This is a genomic window from Bordetella tumbae, assembly GCF_054780995.1.
On record NZ_BAAGVG010000023.1, the window covers coordinates 459,287 to 476,916 of the forward strand.

Here is a 17,630-nt window from a genome sequence, read left to right on the forward strand (position 1 = left end):
GCAATCTCGAAATAGATGGAACACCAACAATGAAATCGTTACTTACACAGACTACGTCCACTAGTACGTGTGCTTCCCTCTGCCCGTAGACAAAGGTTGGCTCGTCTAGGCGACTGTCCATTTCAGCCCAGGAGCCAGCATGACTAATGAACTCAGTGCCTCGCAAAGCCTACGCACGTCTCCGCCCATTGAGCCGGGTCTGGCGCTTGAAAAGCCTCGTGCATCAATCATTAAGGAAGAGGTACTACAAGCCCTCAAAAACGACGATTGGTCAACATTCGAAGCATTGACACTGGGATCAGATGCTGAAATAAATATCGTAGCGGAACGATTCGAAAACGGCGAAAACTGCTTTCATGTCGCGATGAAGTCTGGCAGCTATTCGATCGTCTCAAATCTCATGATGCTGAGTTATGGGGGGGTGCCCGATCTCATTAATGACCGCGACGATGCTGGGCACACTCCCCTCATGTATGCGGTCCAGGCGAAAACCGACAACCCGGAATTGATCAAATCCATGATTAATGCCGGTGCGACAGAGGACCTGTCCGACGCTCTGGCCACTGCGGCGGTGAAAGGCCACATAAAAACAGTAGAGTGCTTGATCGAAAATTGCACCGACCGCGACGCCGAACGCGCATTGGAGAATGCTATTGCTCAACACCATGGCCAGCGAGGTTCGACGGCTGCAAAGTTACTGATATCGATGGGCGTCAAGGTTTCAAATGCCCTGCCAGAGACTATTACTGCTAATTTTGAGAAGGACCTTGCAAAGCGTTTGCTTTTGCTCGGCGCAAATGGAGCCGCCAAGCTGGCCCAACTCGCAGGATTTCACGACGCCGCGGAAATCGAGCCATACATTAAAGTGGGTGTGGACGTCTCTCGAACGTTGGCGATCCTGGCGAGCAAGCAACCTAAACCTGACATCAAGGCTATGAAATTAGTAGCCGCCACGCAGAGCAAGCTCCAGGATAAATCAGCGTCAGCGATCTATGAATCGGCACTCTTGCGACTGTGCAGAAACCGGAATCTTCCAGAGATCAAGACATTTTGCGCCGCGCTAGATGCCATCAATCCCGATCATCTGGACAAGATACTCCATCAACTCATCGCGCGCGGTGACTCCGACACGCTCATCACCTTAATTTCCGCAGGTCTGGCAAATCCCGACGACATTCTGATGAATGTTGCCCTGACAGGTAACTTTGCCGCGACAAAAGCGTTGCTCCATACCAGTACAAACGTATCCTCCGTCCTACAGCATCTGTCAAAGATTCACACCTCAGGTTATCTGAACACCTCTGAGGCGATAGAACTGTTGGTTCTCGCAGGAGCAGACTCTTCCGTATTGCCGGACAGTACCGAGGCCTTGATTAACATCAATGAAAGAAATACCGCGATATCACAGTCCTCGCAAAGCCAAAAGAATGACGCGCTCATCACCGCAACGATGCAATACAACGACGTCGTGGATGCCGTGTCGTTCATCAAAGCAGGAGCAGACAAGCTCGTTGCATTGAAAGCGCTGAAACAGACCAATTCTCTGGAAGGTATCCGTACATTGCTGAAAGCTGATGACGATCCCTGCGCACTCCTGATTGATCGACTCAAAGCCAACGACATGGAGCTAGTCCAGGCGATACTAAAGGCCAAAGATATATCCAGCGATGCGTTGAACTATCTCATCAAGAAAGGAGATCTGCAGACTGCGGCCGCGTGTATTCCCGTGCTGACCGACGGAGTTGATTTACTGTTACAGGCGGTGCAAGACAACGATGAAGAACTGGCGAAACTTCTCATCTCGATAGGCGCAGATGGACCCAAGCTATTGGCATCACTGATGCACACCAAACAAAGAGAATTGGCCGGCCGACTGTTGACATGGGGAGGAGTCGACATCAATACGGCACGGATGCGTCTCACGGAGATTACTACGGGCTGGTCGCCCGCTAGCGTGGATCTGGGTCTGTTGGGAGCCGATCTGTCCATCGCAGTGATGCGCGCCTTCGAGTCCAACAATATAGAAGCCGCGCAAAAGCTAGTCAACGCGGTCAATTGGGCAGGTTCTCGATCGATATTGCGCGTCATCGACGATAAGACGGTAGCTGAGGACGTTAAAACTGCAAGGTTGAAATTGATACTTCAGTGGAACGTATCAACCGACGAGGCGATGCAGACACTGGCGGAAAGGAACGACACCGATAATCTTCGGCGCCTGGTTAGGCTTGGCGCTTCTGCCGAATCGCTAATGATGGACTTGAGCAAGCGAGGCGACATAAGACGCATCGCAGCGCTCATTGTCGCTGGGGCGGATATCGCCAGACCCATGGAGACCCTGCAGGCCAGCAACGAGCAAGAGGCATTGCGCACGTTGACGGTAGCGCTGGCCGTGGCTCAGAGCGACTCGATACTGGCTCACGCGAGAGCTAATAACCTGCCCTACCGTATCAACCCGAGCGGCAGCGTCGAGCTGATATAGATGGACCGCGTCCTGTCGTAGCAGGACACCGCAGTACAAGCCCGTCCGATTTTTCTATGCATGAGTACGGGATAGAGTGCAGGCCCCTAAGAAATGGGACGATATCTTTATCGTCTTTTTCTTAGGGGCCACGTATGTTTCATAAACTCAATCTCTCGCGAGATCTCTCGTGTCCGACGAGGACGGACGCTTTCCCTGAAAACCCGGGCGCACAGGGTATTCAGGCTCACACGCTAAAGACCTCGCAAGAAGATGACTCCGGGAAAACGCGGGTGTATGCGGCCGAACCGAGAGGAGATAAGGTCGAACTGGCACCAGCGTTGATCGACTGCGGCGTATGCGGCGATTTATCGGAAGCGCTAAAGTCCGCCTCCCTAAGAGGCGATGTCGAAACGGCGCAGTGCCTGATCAGTGCCAAGGCTGACACATCAAAGACCCTGGCAGAGCTAGCCACCCGTGATGACGGACACCTTTCTCCCATGGCGGCGGCCAAAGCCGCAAAGCTATTGATATCGCTAGGAGCAAATGTTTCCAGCGCGCTTGATTACGCGGCCAAGACTTTTTGCGCAGAGGCCGTAAGTACATTGCTTTTGCTGGGCGCCAACGGGTCCGATATGCTGGTATCGGCCGCAATATCACGCGATACGAACACATTAGGGCAACTGATATCGGCAGGCGCGGATGTCATCACAGCACTCGTTACTCTCGCGAGGGACCCCGATAAAAAGGCCCATGAACAGGCTGCGAGACTGTTGACCCTGGAAATCAACAGGCAACATCTATACGACTGCCCTGCAGGGTTACGAAGCCAGGCAACTGTCATGTCCAGACTGGCCAAAGACAGAGACAGAACGGCCATGCTCAGATTAAGAAAGGCGATAGCGCCCGAAAATCCAGGATGGGAGGAGCTGGCAAAAAGCGGTGATATCGAATCAATCAAATTGCTAATCCCGCCGTCGGACATGCAATATCCAATACAGCATCTACGCCAGCTTTCTCTCGAGGGCCATTTTGTGGGAGTCAAAACCTTGATTGCTGCGGCTGTGCCAACAAAAGCGGTTATCAACGAATTGCTCGTTCAGTACAGCAACTGGTGGGATCCGCTCACGTCTGGGGCGATAAAGCTGTTAATCGCTGCCGGAGCAGACCCGTCAGAGGTGCCAGACGAAATCACCACCGCGTTCAACAAGCGAAAAACCGAAATATCGAATCTCTCAGAAATAGAGAAGACGACAACCCTGCTCTCTGCAATAAAAAAGGACGACGTTGCGGAGATCGTGATGTTGACTGACGCAGGGTCAGACGTGACCGCTGCGCTGCAGCACCTGAGCCAAGCCAAAGATCTGAACGACATAGAAAAAACACTAGGTCTATGCAGATTGATTAACGCAGGCGCGATCTCATCGCAGACGCTGCTCGATCGGGTTCAGGCCGGCGACATGGACGTGGCAACGACGTTGGCCCAGTTGGAGGACATTGCAAACGATGCGCTTATTGTGAGCATTACATCAGGGGACCAGCAAACACCGCGCGCGCTCATTCCCACCCTGACCGATGGGCGGCTTGCCCTCATACAGGCCACTGAAAGTAGTAACCAGGACCTGACAAAAACACTGCTTGCGATAGGTGCGGATGGGCCAGGAGCATTGATGTCGTTACTACACACGAAATCCCGCGAGGCGGCGGGCCGGCTGATCGCCCTAGGCGTGGACATTCAAGCAACGCTGATACGTGCCATGCGCGAGGATCCAGACTTATATCAGAACGCGATCGAGGACCTGACCTCGATCGGGGCCGAATTCCCAGCGGACGAGGAGATACTGACGCTGCAAGCAGAATAAATGTATGGAACGATTTCAATGAAGTCGTTACTTACCATTCGCAGCCCCTCATCGCACGCGAATAGTAGTCAGCTGGTGGCTGGGTGGCTAACCCCGTTCAACGGTCCATCCTATTTTCCCTTAGGAAAGTCCCCATGCCCAATCAGATCACGGTTTCTCAGAGCCCGCCTTGCGTTATCTCAACAGCCGGCTTGCCTGTCACGCCGGCCAACGTGGATGCTCGGCGCAGCCTGTCACAAGCCTTTCAAACAGATGATTGGACATTGTTCGACGCATTAACGACTGACAATCACACTGGGTTAACCGTCGCAGACCTCAACGAAAAAGGTCAAAACTATCTACATATCGCCATCATCTCCGGCAGCTATTCGATTGCGTTGAATCTCACGCAATTCGCTTATCAATGGGACGTCGATCTGATTAATACCAAAGACCAGTTCGGATATACCCCCATCATGTATGCCGCTGAATCCCAAGCGGACCACCCCCAATTAGTCGATATGCTGATCGACCTCGGTGCCTATGTCGGCCTGCCCGAAGCACTGAAGTCCGCAGCAAAAAACGGGCATACAGAAACCGCAAAGCGCCTCATCACCGGTGTCGGCGGGGACGCACCCAAAGTCCTGGCGCAAGTGTTGCACCATGATCAAGACGGGTCCGGCATGAAAGCAGCCAAATTCTTGATATCACTAGGGATGAACCCGACAAGCGCCCTTGAATATGCTGGGGAAAACCACTGGTTTGATGCCGCAGACGCACTGCTTGTACTTGGGGCGAAAGGATCCGAGGCGCTGGTCTTGATAGTGACGCGACAGCCGCTGACCCGAGGCGCTATCACCTCAAGCGCAATGCACAAGATTTCGACCAAAGTAAGAACCTTGGTTCAGGCCGGGTCAGACGTCGCGGCGGCTCTGACAGATCTGGCGAAAAAGCCCAAAAATCAGAGCAACACCTTGGCAGTGGCCATGCTGATCAGGGCAGAAGAGAAAGCGAGAGAGCTTGGTCACTGCGAAGGCCCCTCGTGCAGCACCGTAGCACTATTGAGGCTGGCAGAAAGCGGGGATATAGCAGCCATACTCGTGTTGAGCGAGGCGATGGATTTCCAGCATCAGGGCTACGATGAGCTGGTAAAAAACAGTTATGTTGACGCGCTCAAGGCATTGATCTCCGCACGCAGGGTGAACCCAAACGAAATGCTCCGCCGCGCCGCTCATGCAGGAGACGTTGCCTCAACAAAAGCGTTGGTTAATACTGGCATGCCCACATCAGCGCTACCCAGAGACATGATTATCCAGAGCCAGCCCTGGGAACATTCAGCCACGCTCAAGACGATCAAACTATTGGTTACCGCAGGGGCAAGCACATCAACAGTGCCAGACGAACTGCTCACAGAGATCAACCGCAGAAAACAGGAAATCTCGGATCTTTCTCCAAGCGAGAAAAATACGGCGCTCCTGGCTGCAGCAAAGGAAAGGAATACAACTGAGGTAGCGATGCTGCTTGAGCGCGGAGCTGAGATCGCTGCTGCGTTAAAACACCTGAGCGACGCCGATGATCTGGACGGCATACGCACCTTGATTAACGCAGGCATGTCCGCACCCACAGCGCTGATTGATCTGGTACGGGCCGGTGAAATGGATGTCGCACAGTCGTTAATCCGAGCGAAGGACGTTTCGGCTGAGGCGCTTATTCAGCTCATCAGAAATAAAGAATTAACACTGGCGCGCGCCTTTATTCCAGCCTTGACCAATGGGCGAGAGGCGCTGGTACAAGCTGCTCAAGACACCGATGACAACCTGGTGAGCGCACTGGTCAGACTGGGCGCAGCGGGGCCAGAAGCCTTGCTGTGGTTGCTACAAATGAAATCTCGAGAGCAAGCCGTCAGATTGATCAGTTCCGGGGTGGACATTCATACCGCGCTGATGCTCGCAATCCGCAGCGGTAGCTACGCAGCCCAGAAAGATCTGATCACGATGGGAGCCGATTTGTCGCTCGCTTTGACGCGCGCCGTCGAGTGCGAGGATATGGCGACCGCACAGCAAATCCTGCTCTGGGACGACCTGGAGGCCGGACCCAAAACGCTGTTGGACCTGATTGAGGACGAGACGGTGCCCGATGACATCAGGAATGCCAAATTGAAGGTATTGCTGCAAATGGGGATAGATACTGACAGCGTATTAGAGCGGGTCATTGAAAACGGAACGCCCACCCAGCTAAAAAACCTCATTGCACTAGGGGCACCCACTGCCAATGTACTGGCAGATCTGGGCAAAAAAGGCAATCGGAGAGACGCGCAAATGCTGATCGGCGCCGGAGCAGATGTCGCTACGGCAATTGAAACGCTGCTTCAAAGCAACGAGCAGGCGGCGGCAAACGTGCTGGTAGTAGCCATGACGTGGCGGCTCTGGGGACAAGACCAGCCATTGCCGAATTGGCTTCCTCAACACTCGGCTGCCGTCTGAGATGGGCCAGGGCGACATCATTCACAAGCAGGCATTCAACCGGAGTGATATCCCACATGGGTTAACGCGTCTGAAAAGCCCTTGGGCATGAAACCATATCGATCGATTCGGGTTACCTATATCAAGCGGTCTCGCACTTCCCAGCGCAGCAGCCATGATGTCCCATTTGTGGCTAGGTCGCCTACCCCAATCGAGCGTTTATCGCTCATGCTCCAAGGAGCCTCATGCTTAGTCAACTCAATGCCTTGCGGTGGAGCCCCGCCCCCGGCAGGAACGATACTAGACCTGAAAATTCAGGCGCATCGGATACGGCCTGCAGTGCGGATCCATCCGAACTGCGAGCATCCCAGCATGCAGCCGCGCCGGTTATCCTTAATTCCGATTCAGTCGCCGTTGACGCATGCAACACGCTGGCTGCGGCGCTAAAAACCGCCGCGCAAACAGGTCAGGTCGACGCGGCCGCACAACTGATCAGTGACGGTGCGGATGCTGCTAAAGCGCTGGTCTCAATCCTCGTCGAAACCCCTGAGCCCAATCCGCTGAATATGTACGAGATGCGCCAAAACTCCTGGATGCCTCTGACGCCGCTGCCGTCTCAGAAGATCCATATGCTCCGGACGGTGGCCAAGGCAGCAAAGCTATTGATATCGCTAGGCGCAAACGTTTCCGAGGCGCTGAACCATGCGGTGCAAAATCACCAAACCGCAGTGGCCAAGATACTTTTGTTGCTGGGAGCAAAGGGGGCCGATGCGCTCACTTTGGCTGCGATATCGGGTGACACGCAAGCCCTGGCGCAATTGGGCAAGGCTGGCGCCGACGTCAGCACCGCCCTGATCAATCTGGCGAAAAATCCGGATACCAAAATCAATGACACAGCAGCCCGGCTGTTAGTCTGCAACGCCCGTCCAGAATTGACGGGCATCGAAGATAATGCCATCCACGCAACGCTGCGACACGATACCTCGGCCATATTGAGGCTCGCGAGAGAGGACGATATCGCGACCCTGCTCGTCGTAGGAAAAGTTGTATCCCCTGAGCACATGGGATGGAAACAACTGGCCATTAGCGGAAATATCGGAGCATTAAAAGCATTAAAAACATTGATAACCTCTCCCGGGTTTGACTACCCAGAAAGACTCCTGAAAACTTTTGTGTTTGACGGCAATATCGGGGGGGCCAGAGCACTGATCCGTGCCGGCGTATCGTACGCAACCGTCCTGAGCCAGCATGGCAACGAGATCAATAGTGACGTTCAGCAACATAGGCCTCAGATCATTAAAGTATTGCTCTTGGCCGGCGCAGACGCATCGGCAGTGCCCGGACATCCCATCGACATCAATAACGCCAGAAAGGAAGAAATCGCGGCACTCTCGCCCGCCGAGAAACAGAAGCAGCTGCTATGGGCCGTCTGTAACGGCAACACGATAGATACGGCGATGTTGGTGGATCAAGGTGCCGATGCCGTTGCCGCGCTCAAGCCCTTTAGCCACATCGAGAACGCTATGGAGATCCGCGATTTTTTCAGGGCAGGCTTGGCTTCGTCCCAAACCTTGATTGATCTGGCGAAGTCCGGCGAACAACTCGTCGCAAGAGCCCTGGCCAACCAAAACCAGATATCGACGGATGCACTGATTAAGCTGGTTAAAAACGGAGATCTGGACTTCGCCCGAGCGATTTTGCCTCGCACGAACGCGATCTCGGGTCCCTTGGTGGCGGCGGCTCAGGGCGACGACATCGGCGTGATCGATGCGCTGATAAAGATAGGCATGAATGGACCTAAAGCGCTGCTATGGTTATTGTCAATGAAACATCGAGAGGCAGCGGGCAGATTAATAAGCCTGGGTGTGGATATTCATACCAGCCTGTTGTGTGGCGTTTACGATGGCCGCGCTATATATCAGGATGGCATTCATGAGCTCCTGACGATTGGCGCTGAGTTTCCCATCGCCCTGCTACGTGCCATCGATCTCGGCGACACCAAAGTCGCGCAGAAGGTATTGGATCTGCAGGGCTCGTCTATCGGGTGCGAAGCGCTGCGGCTCCTCATCGACGACAAAACGCTGCCTCGCAATGTGCGAGCCACGAAAATCAGCGCGTTGCTCAAGCTGGAGCTCAATACCGATGCCCTATTGCGTCAGCTCATAGACGACCAACAGACCTCTACACTAAAGGTCCTGATTGCACTGGGAGCACGCACCGACGGGTTATTGATGGACCTGGGTAAACAGGGCAATCGGGCGCGGGCAATAACACTGATCACCGCGGGCGCAGACTTCGTCACCGCCATCAGGACCCTGAGGGATAACCGCGAGCCAAATGCCGCCAATGTATTGATGCTAGCGCTGACGGAAGCCAGAGACCGCAAAATAACACTGCGACCATCCTGACGACAATCGGGGGCATCGTAAGAGTAAGGAACGAAATTTTTAATTTCGTTCCTTACTCTTACGAGCCCCCATGCAATTCATACAAGTTGGCCATCAGTGCCGGTTTGTCATTGGGCGGCTTACCCTCCGGCGACTCATCGTCTTTGCCTATCGGAAGCCTCTCCATGCTCAATTCAGTCTCTATTTCTCAGCCATCATCCTCCGCCATTACCGCAGATCGTTTCCCTGCTACCCCTTGGACACCGTCTACTCAATCAACACTATTACGGGCATTTCGTACCGATAATTGGGATTTGTTCAACACATTGCGCAATGCCGCAGATGCCGGGATCAACGTCCAGACCGATCTCAACGACGATGGTCAAAATTATCTGCATCAGGCAATCCAATCCGGCGGTGAGGCGATTGCCTTGAATCTGGTGGCACTGTCTGACGAGCTCGGCACCGATTTCCTCGATCACACCGATCGGTTCGGCCATTCCCCCCTCGTGTATGCGGCCCGATCGAAAGAGGATCGGCCTGAATTGGTCGACGCGCTGATCAACGCCGGTGCACGCCGAGGGCTATCCTCCGCACTGCAAGCCGCCGCAGAACGCGGCCATACGCAAACGGCAGAGCGCTTGATGCGTTGCCCCTACACGAACGCGCCGCAGGCGTTGGCTAGGGTTCTCAAGCAAAACCCGGGCGAGTCTGGCATGAACGCCGCCCAATTCCTGATATCGCGAGGGGTCAATGTAACCGATGCCTTGGCCGACGCCATCAACATGGGCTGGGCGAATCTCGCCGACAAGGATTGGCAGAATGTCGCCGACACGTTAGTTTTACGATTCGGCGCTCAAGCCTCTATGGTATTGGTCCAGACCATAGAACAGCTCAATCCCACATCGGCAAACTACGTCTCAGACCTGTACAAACTGGAGCTGCTGTTACGGGCTGGCGCCGATGTGGTAAGCACGCTTATCGACCAGGCGAAATCCTCCCAAAGCGATAAGAGTAGCCTAACCATCGAAACGCTGTTACTGTCGGAAAAAATGATGCTCCTAGCCAACTGGCATTGGGGCCCGCGTAGCGACATCACCGCATTGACGCGATTGATACAAAGCGGAGACACGCAGGCTGCGCATGTGTTAAGCCAGCACATTCTCCCCGACACGCTGCATTGCGACCACCTCACGCAAGGCGGCAATCCTGACGTGATAGAAGCCCTAATTGATGTGCAACGTTTGAAACCAGAACCGATGCTGGCAAGTGTCGCCCGTGCGGGCAAGCTAGGTTTGCTCAAAGCGCTGATTCAAGCCGGGGTGCCGACGGCGAATCTGCTGAAAAATCTGCTCGGACCGCAGCAGGTGGGCATGCCGCCGGACACGGTGAACATACTCATGCTCTTAGCGGCCGCAGGCGCGGACCGATCCCTATTGCCGAGGGAGTTTACCGATTACGTCGACTCGCGCAAAGCGGAGGCTGCGAGTATCTCAGCGCTCTCTCTCGACAAGCAAAATGACGCGCTCCAATTTTATGCCCAGCAGGGCCAAGTGGAAGCTGTGGCGATGTTGCTCGATCAAGGCGTCAATAAGATCCACGCCCTGACATCACTGCATCAAGCTCAACACTATTCCGGCATGCGCACCGTGCTGGCTGCGGATAGACTCCAGCCCGACGTGCTGGTTGATCTGGTAAAGGCTGGTGCAACGGATGTTGCGCGCACGTTCATCACAGAAGAACTCCTTTCCACCGCAGCATTGATGGACTTGCTAGTCAGGGGCGGCCCTGAAACAGCGCGAGTGCTCATTCCCGCCTTGACGACTGGCAGTGAGGTATTGGCACTGGCGGCACGAAGCAATAATGAAGCACTGACACAGACACTGATTGATCTAGGCGCAGATGGCCCGGGCGCCTTGGTCTTGTTATTAGAAACGCGCGCCTACGAGGTGGCGAGACAGTTCGCCACACGGTACGCCGAAAAGGTGAATATTCATGATGCGTTGAGGCAGGCCTATCGTAACGATAGCGATAACGCGAAAGAGATGCTGGTCACGATGGGAGCCGATTTGGTCACCGCCGCCTTGCGCGGACTCACCCAGCACGATGATGAAGCGACAACGATGATCATTCAGCAAAACGGCCCAGCCGTGGCAAAGCCAGCCCTATTGCATGTGATCAATAATGACAGCCTGCCCAACGACCTCAAGAGCAGCTATGTGAAGTTCTTGATTGACCAGAAAATCGATACCGACGGCGCGCTCACCGCACTGGCCGAGCGTCACGACATCCCCAAATTGAGGATGTTGATTATGGCGGGTGCTCCGACTCATGGGCTGTTGATGGATTTGGGTAAACAAGGAGATCGCATCACCGCACAGGCCCTGATTACCGCCGGTGCAGACTTTATCACCGCAATCCGGATCCTGCGCGACAGCGGCGCGCACGACGCGGCAACCTTGTTGACCTTTGCAGTAACCGTCGCAAGGGATCGCAGGATCAACCCGGAGGTACCCCGCACATAAGCCCGCCACCCGGCTACCGCACGTAGGCTCGCCGGGTGCAGCCATCGCACCCGTGGTCAGCCCACAAGCGTATTACTTTTCAACAAAGGCGCGTTCGACGACATAGTCGCCCGGCTCACCGACGCCCGGCGATACCTGAAAGCCGCGAGAATCCAGCATTGCGCTGATATCGGCCAGCATGTGCGGGCTGCCGCAGAGCATGGCGCGGTCGGTTTCGGGATTGATTTGCGGCAGGCCGATATCCGCGCAAAGTTTACCGTTGTCGATCAGTTGCGTAATACGGCCTTGGTTGCGGAAAGGTTCGCGCGTGACAGTGGGATAGTAGACGAGCTTGTCGCGCACGACATCGCCAAAGAACTCGTTGCTGGGCAGCTCGTTCTCGATGAAATCGGCATAGGCCAGCTCGCTCACCCAGCGCACGCCATGCACCAAGACGATTTTTTCGAATCGCTCGTAAACGTCGGGATCCTTGATGATGCTCATGAAGGGCGCCAGGCCGGTACCCGTGCCGAACAGGAACAGGTTTTTGCCGGGTTTGAGGTCATCGACGATCAGCGTACCCACGGGCTTGCGGCTGACCAGGATGGAGTCGCCCTCTTTCAGGTGCTGCAAACGCGAGGTCAAGGGGCCGTCCTGAACCTTGATGCTCAGGAACTCGAGGTTTTCTTCGTAGTTGGCACTGGCGATGCTGTAGGCGCGCATCAGGGGCTTGCCCTCGACCTCCAGGCCGATCATGACAAAGTGGCCATTGTGGAACCGCAAGGCCGAGTCACGCGTCGTGGTAAAGGAGAAAAGGGTGTCGTTCCAGTGGCGCACGCTGAGTACGCGTTCGGTATTAAAAGCTGCCATGTCGTTGAAAAAGTGCAACGCACCAGGTGCGCCGAGTGAAATTCCGCGCTGTGCAAAAAACTTGCAATAAGCTGGCGCGGGGCTCAGGGTTTTCCCGATTTTACCAAGACTACTTGATAACTCATCTCATTATTCCGTAATTCTCTTATAACTTTTTGGTAGAACACCGCGTCAAGCCGGAAAACGGGGCCTTAGCTGACGTCAAGTTGAATGGTGAGCCGGTTCCTGTTATTGTCGCACCCACTTGATAATAATTTTCGTTAACGGGCCCTCCTCCCGCCTGGCGCCGCTCTCGGCCCGGGGTGAATAGTGCCCGGGACAAACTGCATTTCAGTCGTCTATTTAACGCTATACCGGAGCCTGGCCCTCTATGTCGACCCGACGCTTTTCCTTGTCCCCCCTCTTTGGCGCGCTGGCTCTCGCGGGCGCCGTATTGGCTACCCCGGCAACTGCGGCCGAGGAAGTCAGCCTGTACACGACGCGCGAACCCAAATTGATCCAGCCGATGCTGGACGCCTTTACCAAGGAAACCGGCATCAAGGTCAACACCGTCTTTGTGAAAGACGGCCTGCTCGAGCGCGTCAAGGCCGAAGGCGCACAATCGCCGGCGGATGTGCTGATGACGGTCGATATCGGAAATCTGATCGACCTGGTCGACGGCGGGATTACGCAAGCAGTCCAGTCAGAAACACTGAACAAGGTCATCCCCGCCAATCTGCGCGGTGCCGATGGCAAATGGTATGCCCTGTCACTGCGCGATCGCGTACTGTATGTGGCCAATGATCTCAAGCTGGAGAGCTTCCACTACGAAGACCTGGCCGATGCACAATGGAAGAACAAGGTCTGCATCCGCTCGGGCCAGCACCCGTACAACACAGGCCTGGTCGCGGCAATGATCGCGCATGACGGAGCCGAGGCGACGGAAAAATGGCTGCGTGGGGTCAAGGCCAACTTGGCGCGCAAGGCCGCAGGCGGCGATCGTGACGTAGCGCGCGACATTCTGGGCGGGATTTGCGATATTGGTATCGCCAACGCCTACTACGTGGGCCATATGAAAAACGCCGAACCCGGCACCGACGCCCGTAAATGGGGCGATGCGATCAAGGTGGTGCGCCCGACATTCAAGAATGGCGGCGATGGCACGCACGTGAACATCAGTGGTGCGGCCGTTGCAGCCCATGCCCCGCAAAAAGAAAACGCGGTCAAGCTGTTGGAGTTCCTGGTTTCCGAGCCGGCACAGGCCCTGTACGCGCGCGCCAACTACGAATACCCCATCCGTCCCGGTGTGACGCTGGACCCCGTGGTGGCGAGTTTTGGCGAACTGAAGATCGATTCGCTGCCCGTGGCGGACATCGCGAAGCATCGCAAGCAAGCCAGCGAATTGGTGGATAAGGTCGGGTTCGATAATTGATCGCGTCGAGGCGACAGGCGGAGCCAGGCATATCAGATATTATGCAGCCCGCGCCTGAGCCTTAACTCATTATCACCGCCAGCGCTGCTGCCTATCTCGGCGGACAGTCATCAACCCGTGTCAGGTACCGCAAGGCGCCTGACATTTGCTTTTTCCACCGACCGACGGAAACTGCAGGTGCAGCGCGAGGATGTTTCTTTCTTTGTATGCAAACTGATTCTTTGCCACGCCCCTGGCGACTACGCGGCCCCGAACGCGGCGCGGGCTGGCTGCTGGGCGCGGCCCTGATCGCGTTCGCTGTGTTGCTGCCGTTGGGGGCGTTGGCCTGGCAGGCGCTGGATGCGGACCTGTCGCACTGGTCGCACTTGGCGACATACGTCCTGCCTCAAGCACTGGCGAATACCGCCATGCTGCTGGTGGGCGTCGGGATATTGGTCACGATGCTGGGCACTGGCGCGGCCTGGCTGGTCACCGCGTATGATTTTCCCAGTCGGCGGACATTGACGTGGGCGCTGCTGCTGCCTTTGGCTGTGCCCACTTACATCATTGCGTTTGCCTATCTCGATTTGCTGCATCCGATTGGGCCGATTCAGACAGCGATCCGTACGGTGCTGGGCTATGACAGTCCGCGGGATTTTCGCCTGCCGGATTTGCGCTCGATTTATGGCGCGATTTTTGTGCTGGGCTTTGTGCTGTACCCGTATGTGTACTTGAGCACGCGTGTGATGTTCATGACGCAAGCCGCGAGCCTGCTCGAGGCGGCACGTACGCTGGGCGCGGGAAAAGTCGGCGTCTTTGTGCGGGTCGCCCTGCCCCTGGCGCGGCCGGCGATTGCGGTGGGCGCCAGCCTGGCGCTATTGGAAACGCTGAACGATATCGGCGCATCCGAGTTCTTGGGCGTGCAGACGCTGACGGTGTCTGTATATACGACATGGGTGACACGCTCGGACCTGGCGAGCGCGGCACAGATTGCATTGACGATGCTGGCCATCGTGGTGGGGCTGATTTTGCTGGAACGGCATGGCCGCAAGCGGCAGCGTTACGCCAACACGCAGCGCATGCGGCCTATGCAGGCTCGACGGTTGCGCGGCGGCGCCGCGTTGCTGGCCATCGTGCTGGGCTGGATTCCAGTGTTGCTGGGGTTTGTGGCGCCAGCCTGGTATCTGGTGGTCGAGACGTCCAAGCGCCTGCATCTCGTGGGCGGCGTGTCTGATCAGTTAATCAACGGCTTGACCAACACGGTCACGGTAGCGTTTGCCGCGACAGTCGTCACGCTGGGCTGCGGGCTGATCGTGGCGTGGGCGGGACGGACGTTGCGGGAAAGTGCGCGGCTGAATCCGGGCCGCGCATGCGCCCGGATTGCCAGCCTCGGTTATGCCGTACCCGGAACAGTGTTGGCGATCGGTTTGCTGATGCCGTTCACCTGGATAGACCGTCAACTGGGATCTGTGTTTGGTACACAGGGCTTGCTGTTGATGGGTTCGACGGGCGCGCTGGTATGCGCCTACACGATGCGTTTTCTGGCAATTTCGGTGGGCGGGATCGAGGCCGGCCTGTCGCGCATTCCGCCCTCATTGGAACAAGCCTCGCGATTATTGGGTGAAAACGCCAGCGGCACGCTGCGCCGGGTCCATTTGCCCTTGCTCAAACCGGCGTTGGCCACGGCGGCGTTGCTCGTGTTTGTCGATGCGATGAAAGAGCTGCCGGCCACGCTATTGTTGCGGCCGCTGAATTTCGAGACGCTGGCGACATGGCTCTATGCCGAAGCCGCGCGCGGCACGTACGAAGAAGGCGCTGTCGCGGCCTTGGCCATCGTGGTCGCGGGCCTCGTGCCGGTGATTTTGCTGGCACGTACTAATTTGAAAATGGGACATTGAACGTGGCCGATTTGCTTGAACTCGACCGCATCCGCCTGGCCTACGATACGCCGCAGGGACTGCGCACTGTGGTGCAGGATCTGTCGTTGGCGCTGCCGGCCGGCCATATTGGTTGTCTGCTGGGCCAATCGGGCTGCGGCAAGACCACGATTTTGCGTGCTATCGCGGGCTTTGAACCGGTGCGTGCCGGGCATATTGCGCTGGACGGCACCATCATTTCATCTGAGTCCGTGCTGGTCGCGCCGGAACACCGCCGTGTAGGGATGATGTTCCAGGATTACGCGCTGTTTCCTCATCTGACGGCCGCGGAGAATGTGGCGTTTGGGCTGCGCAAGCTGATGAACAAGGCCCAGCGCGCGGTGCGCGTCAAGGAAATGCTGGATCTGGTCGGCCTGTCGGCAGCGGCCGATAGCTATCCGCACGAGATTTCCGGCGGACAGCAGCAGCGCGTGGCACTGGCCCGGGCGCTAGCGCCCTCGCCCGATCTCTTGCTGCTGGATGAGCCGTTTTCCAATCTGGATGTGGATACGCGCGAGCGCCTGGCGTTCGAGGTCCGCGATATTCTCAAGTCCACGGGCCACACCGCCATTCTCGTCACCCATAACCAGGCTGAAGCTTTTGCCATCGCTGACCGCATCGGCGTGATGAACGAAGGCAAGGTCGTGCAGTGGGATACGCCGTATAACCTGCATCACCACCCTGCCACGGATTTCGTACGGGACTTTGTTCGACGCGAGGCCTTGGTGGAGCAGCGGCAGCAGGCATACGCGCGCGGGCGCTGATGCGCCATTCCCGGTTCGCAGGGGGCGGTATCGGTTGCGCAACGCATGGGCTCGGGCAGCAGAACGGCTGACGGCGGCCACGCTCGAGCAGCCGCCGGCACACCCACTCTCACCGTCTCTGGATCAACGACAGGTCGCCATTGTCATATCCTCACGCCTTGGGTGCAGGCAACGGAATATATTCCGTTTCGTCACCCGGCACGATCTGGTCGAAACGATCACGCTGCCAGTCTGCTTTGGCTTGTTCGATGCGGTCTTTGCGGCTGGAGACGAAATTCCACCAGACAAAGCGCGGGCCATCCAGCGGCTCGCCGCCCAGGATGGCAAAGCGGACATCGTCCACGGCCCGCACAGTAACCGGTTGGCCCGCGGCAAACACGATGAGCTGTCCAGGTTGATAGGCCTGCCCGTCGACCTCGACGGTGCCTCGGCTGAGGTAGGCGGCTCGCTCTTCGTATTCGGCGGGGATGACCACGGTGGAGCCGGGTTTCATGACGATGTCGCCAAAGAACAGGGGCGATAGCGTATGTACGGAAGAGGTTTTGCCGAATAAGGAGCCCGCGACGACCTGGGCGCGCACGCCCTCGCCTTCGACGATGGGCTGCGCATCGAGACCGTAATGCACGAAACCGGGATCGGTTTCCTCATGTTGGCTGGGCAAACCTACCCAGAGCTGCAAACCTGCAATGCGCTGGCCCGCACTGCGTTGGGCAGCGGGACTGCGCTCAGAGTGGACGATGCCGCGGCCAGCCGTCATCCAATTGACCTCGCCAGGACGAATTTCCTGGACATTCCCCGCGCCATCTCGGTGCATCATGGCCCCCTCGTAGAGAAAGGTCACGGTAGACAAACCAATGTGCGGATGAGGACGTACGTCCATGCCCGCGCCCGGCTCGAACAACACGGGACCCATTTCATCGAGGAAGACGAACGGACCGACGGTGCGGCGTTGCGCCGACGGCAAGGCGCGGCGGACGGTGACGCCGTCACCTAGATCGCTGGTGCGTGGGACGATGAGCGTTTCAACGAGGGACATGC

10 protein-coding genes are annotated in these 17,630 nt (G+C 56.6%); 8 read left to right on the plus strand and 2 right to left on the minus strand.

Translation table 11 applies throughout. The annotated features are described in order from the left end of the window. The first annotated feature begins 139 nt into the window (after window positions 1–139). The 5 genes from ACYVI2_RS24555 to ACYVI2_RS24575 all read left to right on the plus strand — a co-directional run bounded on the left by ACYVI2_RS24555 (window position 140) and on the right by ACYVI2_RS24575 (window position 11,673). Window positions 140–2,479 carry an ankyrin repeat domain-containing protein gene (locus tag ACYVI2_RS24555; protein ID WP_415819726.1) on the plus strand — a complete coding sequence of 780 codons (2,340 nt, stop codon included), beginning with the start codon at window positions 140–142 and terminating at the stop codon, window positions 2,477–2,479. A gap of 134 nt (window positions 2,480–2,613) precedes the next feature. After that, the gene (locus ACYVI2_RS24560; protein ID WP_415819727.1) at window positions 2,614–4,320 is read left to right on the plus strand and encodes a hypothetical protein; all 1,707 of its coding nucleotides are present in this window, start codon (window positions 2,614–2,616) and stop codon (window positions 4,318–4,320) included. A 134-nt stretch (window positions 4,321–4,454) separates the two neighbouring features. Beyond that, window positions 4,455–6,782: a hypothetical protein gene (locus tag ACYVI2_RS24565; RefSeq protein ID WP_415819728.1), complete on the plus strand. Its 2,328-nt coding sequence runs from the start codon at window positions 4,455–4,457 to the stop codon at window positions 6,780–6,782. 224 nt (window positions 6,783–7,006) lie between these two features. Then, on the plus strand, window positions 7,007–9,169 hold the full coding sequence (locus ACYVI2_RS24570; protein WP_415819729.1) for a hypothetical protein: 2,163 nt from the start codon (window positions 7,007–7,009) through the stop codon (window positions 9,167–9,169). Window positions 9,170–9,255: 86 nt separating this feature from the next. Further along, entirely contained in the window at window positions 9,256–11,673 is a 2,418-nt protein-coding gene (locus tag ACYVI2_RS24575; protein ID WP_415819730.1) for a hypothetical protein, read from the plus strand. 72 nt (window positions 11,674–11,745) lie between these two features. On the opposite strand, the gene ACYVI2_RS24580 is transcribed toward ACYVI2_RS24575, so the two are convergent. Then, window positions 11,746–12,522, minus strand: a complete 777-nt coding sequence (locus ACYVI2_RS24580; protein ID WP_415819731.1) for a ferredoxin--NADP reductase — start codon at window positions 12,520–12,522, stop codon at window positions 11,746–11,748. Window positions 12,523–12,892: 370 nt separating this feature from the next. Between ACYVI2_RS24580 and ACYVI2_RS24585 the strand changes: the two genes are divergently transcribed. The 3 genes from ACYVI2_RS24585 (at window position 12,893) to ACYVI2_RS24595 (ending at window position 16,592) form a co-directional block, all read left to right on the plus strand. After that, window positions 12,893–13,933, plus strand: coding sequence for a Fe(3+) ABC transporter substrate-binding protein (locus tag ACYVI2_RS24585; protein ID WP_415819732.1), 1,041 nt, complete (start codon window positions 12,893–12,895; stop codon window positions 13,931–13,933). Window positions 13,934–14,139: 206 nt separating this feature from the next. Then, a complete protein-coding gene (locus tag ACYVI2_RS24590) occupies window positions 14,140–15,810 on the plus strand; it encodes an ABC transporter permease (RefSeq protein WP_415819733.1) in 1,671 nt (556 codons plus the stop codon). 2 nt (window positions 15,811–15,812) lie between these two features. Continuing rightward, on the plus strand, window positions 15,813–16,592 hold the full coding sequence (locus tag ACYVI2_RS24595) for an ABC transporter ATP-binding protein (RefSeq protein WP_415819734.1): 780 nt from the start codon (window positions 15,813–15,815) through the stop codon (window positions 16,590–16,592). A gap of 151 nt (window positions 16,593–16,743) precedes the next feature. Here the strand turns inward: ACYVI2_RS24595 and ACYVI2_RS24600 are convergent, their stop codons facing one another. Next, window positions 16,744–17,628 carry a pirin family protein gene (locus tag ACYVI2_RS24600; protein WP_415819735.1) on the minus strand — a complete coding sequence of 295 codons (885 nt, stop codon included), beginning with the start codon at window positions 17,626–17,628 and terminating at the stop codon, window positions 16,744–16,746. Window positions 17,629–17,630: the final 2 nt, after the last annotated feature.

What these genes read in the sequence shown, in the direction of transcription:
- ACYVI2_RS24555 (WP_415819726.1), top strand. Translation starts at nt 140, where the DNA reads ATGACTAATGAACTCAGTGCCTCGCAAAGCCTACGCACGTCTCCGCCC.
- ACYVI2_RS24600 (WP_415819735.1), bottom strand. Translation starts at nt 17,628, where the DNA reads ATGTCCCTCGTTGAAACGCTCATCGTCCCACGCACCAGCGATCTAGGT.
- ACYVI2_RS24570 (WP_415819729.1), top strand. Translation starts at nt 7,007, where the DNA reads ATGCTTAGTCAACTCAATGCCTTGCGGTGGAGCCCCGCCCCCGGCAGG.
- ACYVI2_RS24585 (WP_415819732.1), top strand. Translation starts at nt 12,893, where the DNA reads ATGTCGACCCGACGCTTTTCCTTGTCCCCCCTCTTTGGCGCGCTGGCT.
- ACYVI2_RS24590 (WP_415819733.1), top strand. Translation starts at nt 14,140, where the DNA reads ATGCAAACTGATTCTTTGCCACGCCCCTGGCGACTACGCGGCCCCGAA.
- ACYVI2_RS24560 (WP_415819727.1), top strand. Translation starts at nt 2,614, where the DNA reads ATGTTTCATAAACTCAATCTCTCGCGAGATCTCTCGTGTCCGACGAGG.
- ACYVI2_RS24565 (WP_415819728.1), top strand. Translation starts at nt 4,455, where the DNA reads ATGCCCAATCAGATCACGGTTTCTCAGAGCCCGCCTTGCGTTATCTCA.
- ACYVI2_RS24580 (WP_415819731.1), bottom strand. Translation starts at nt 12,522, where the DNA reads ATGGCAGCTTTTAATACCGAACGCGTACTCAGCGTGCGCCACTGGAAC.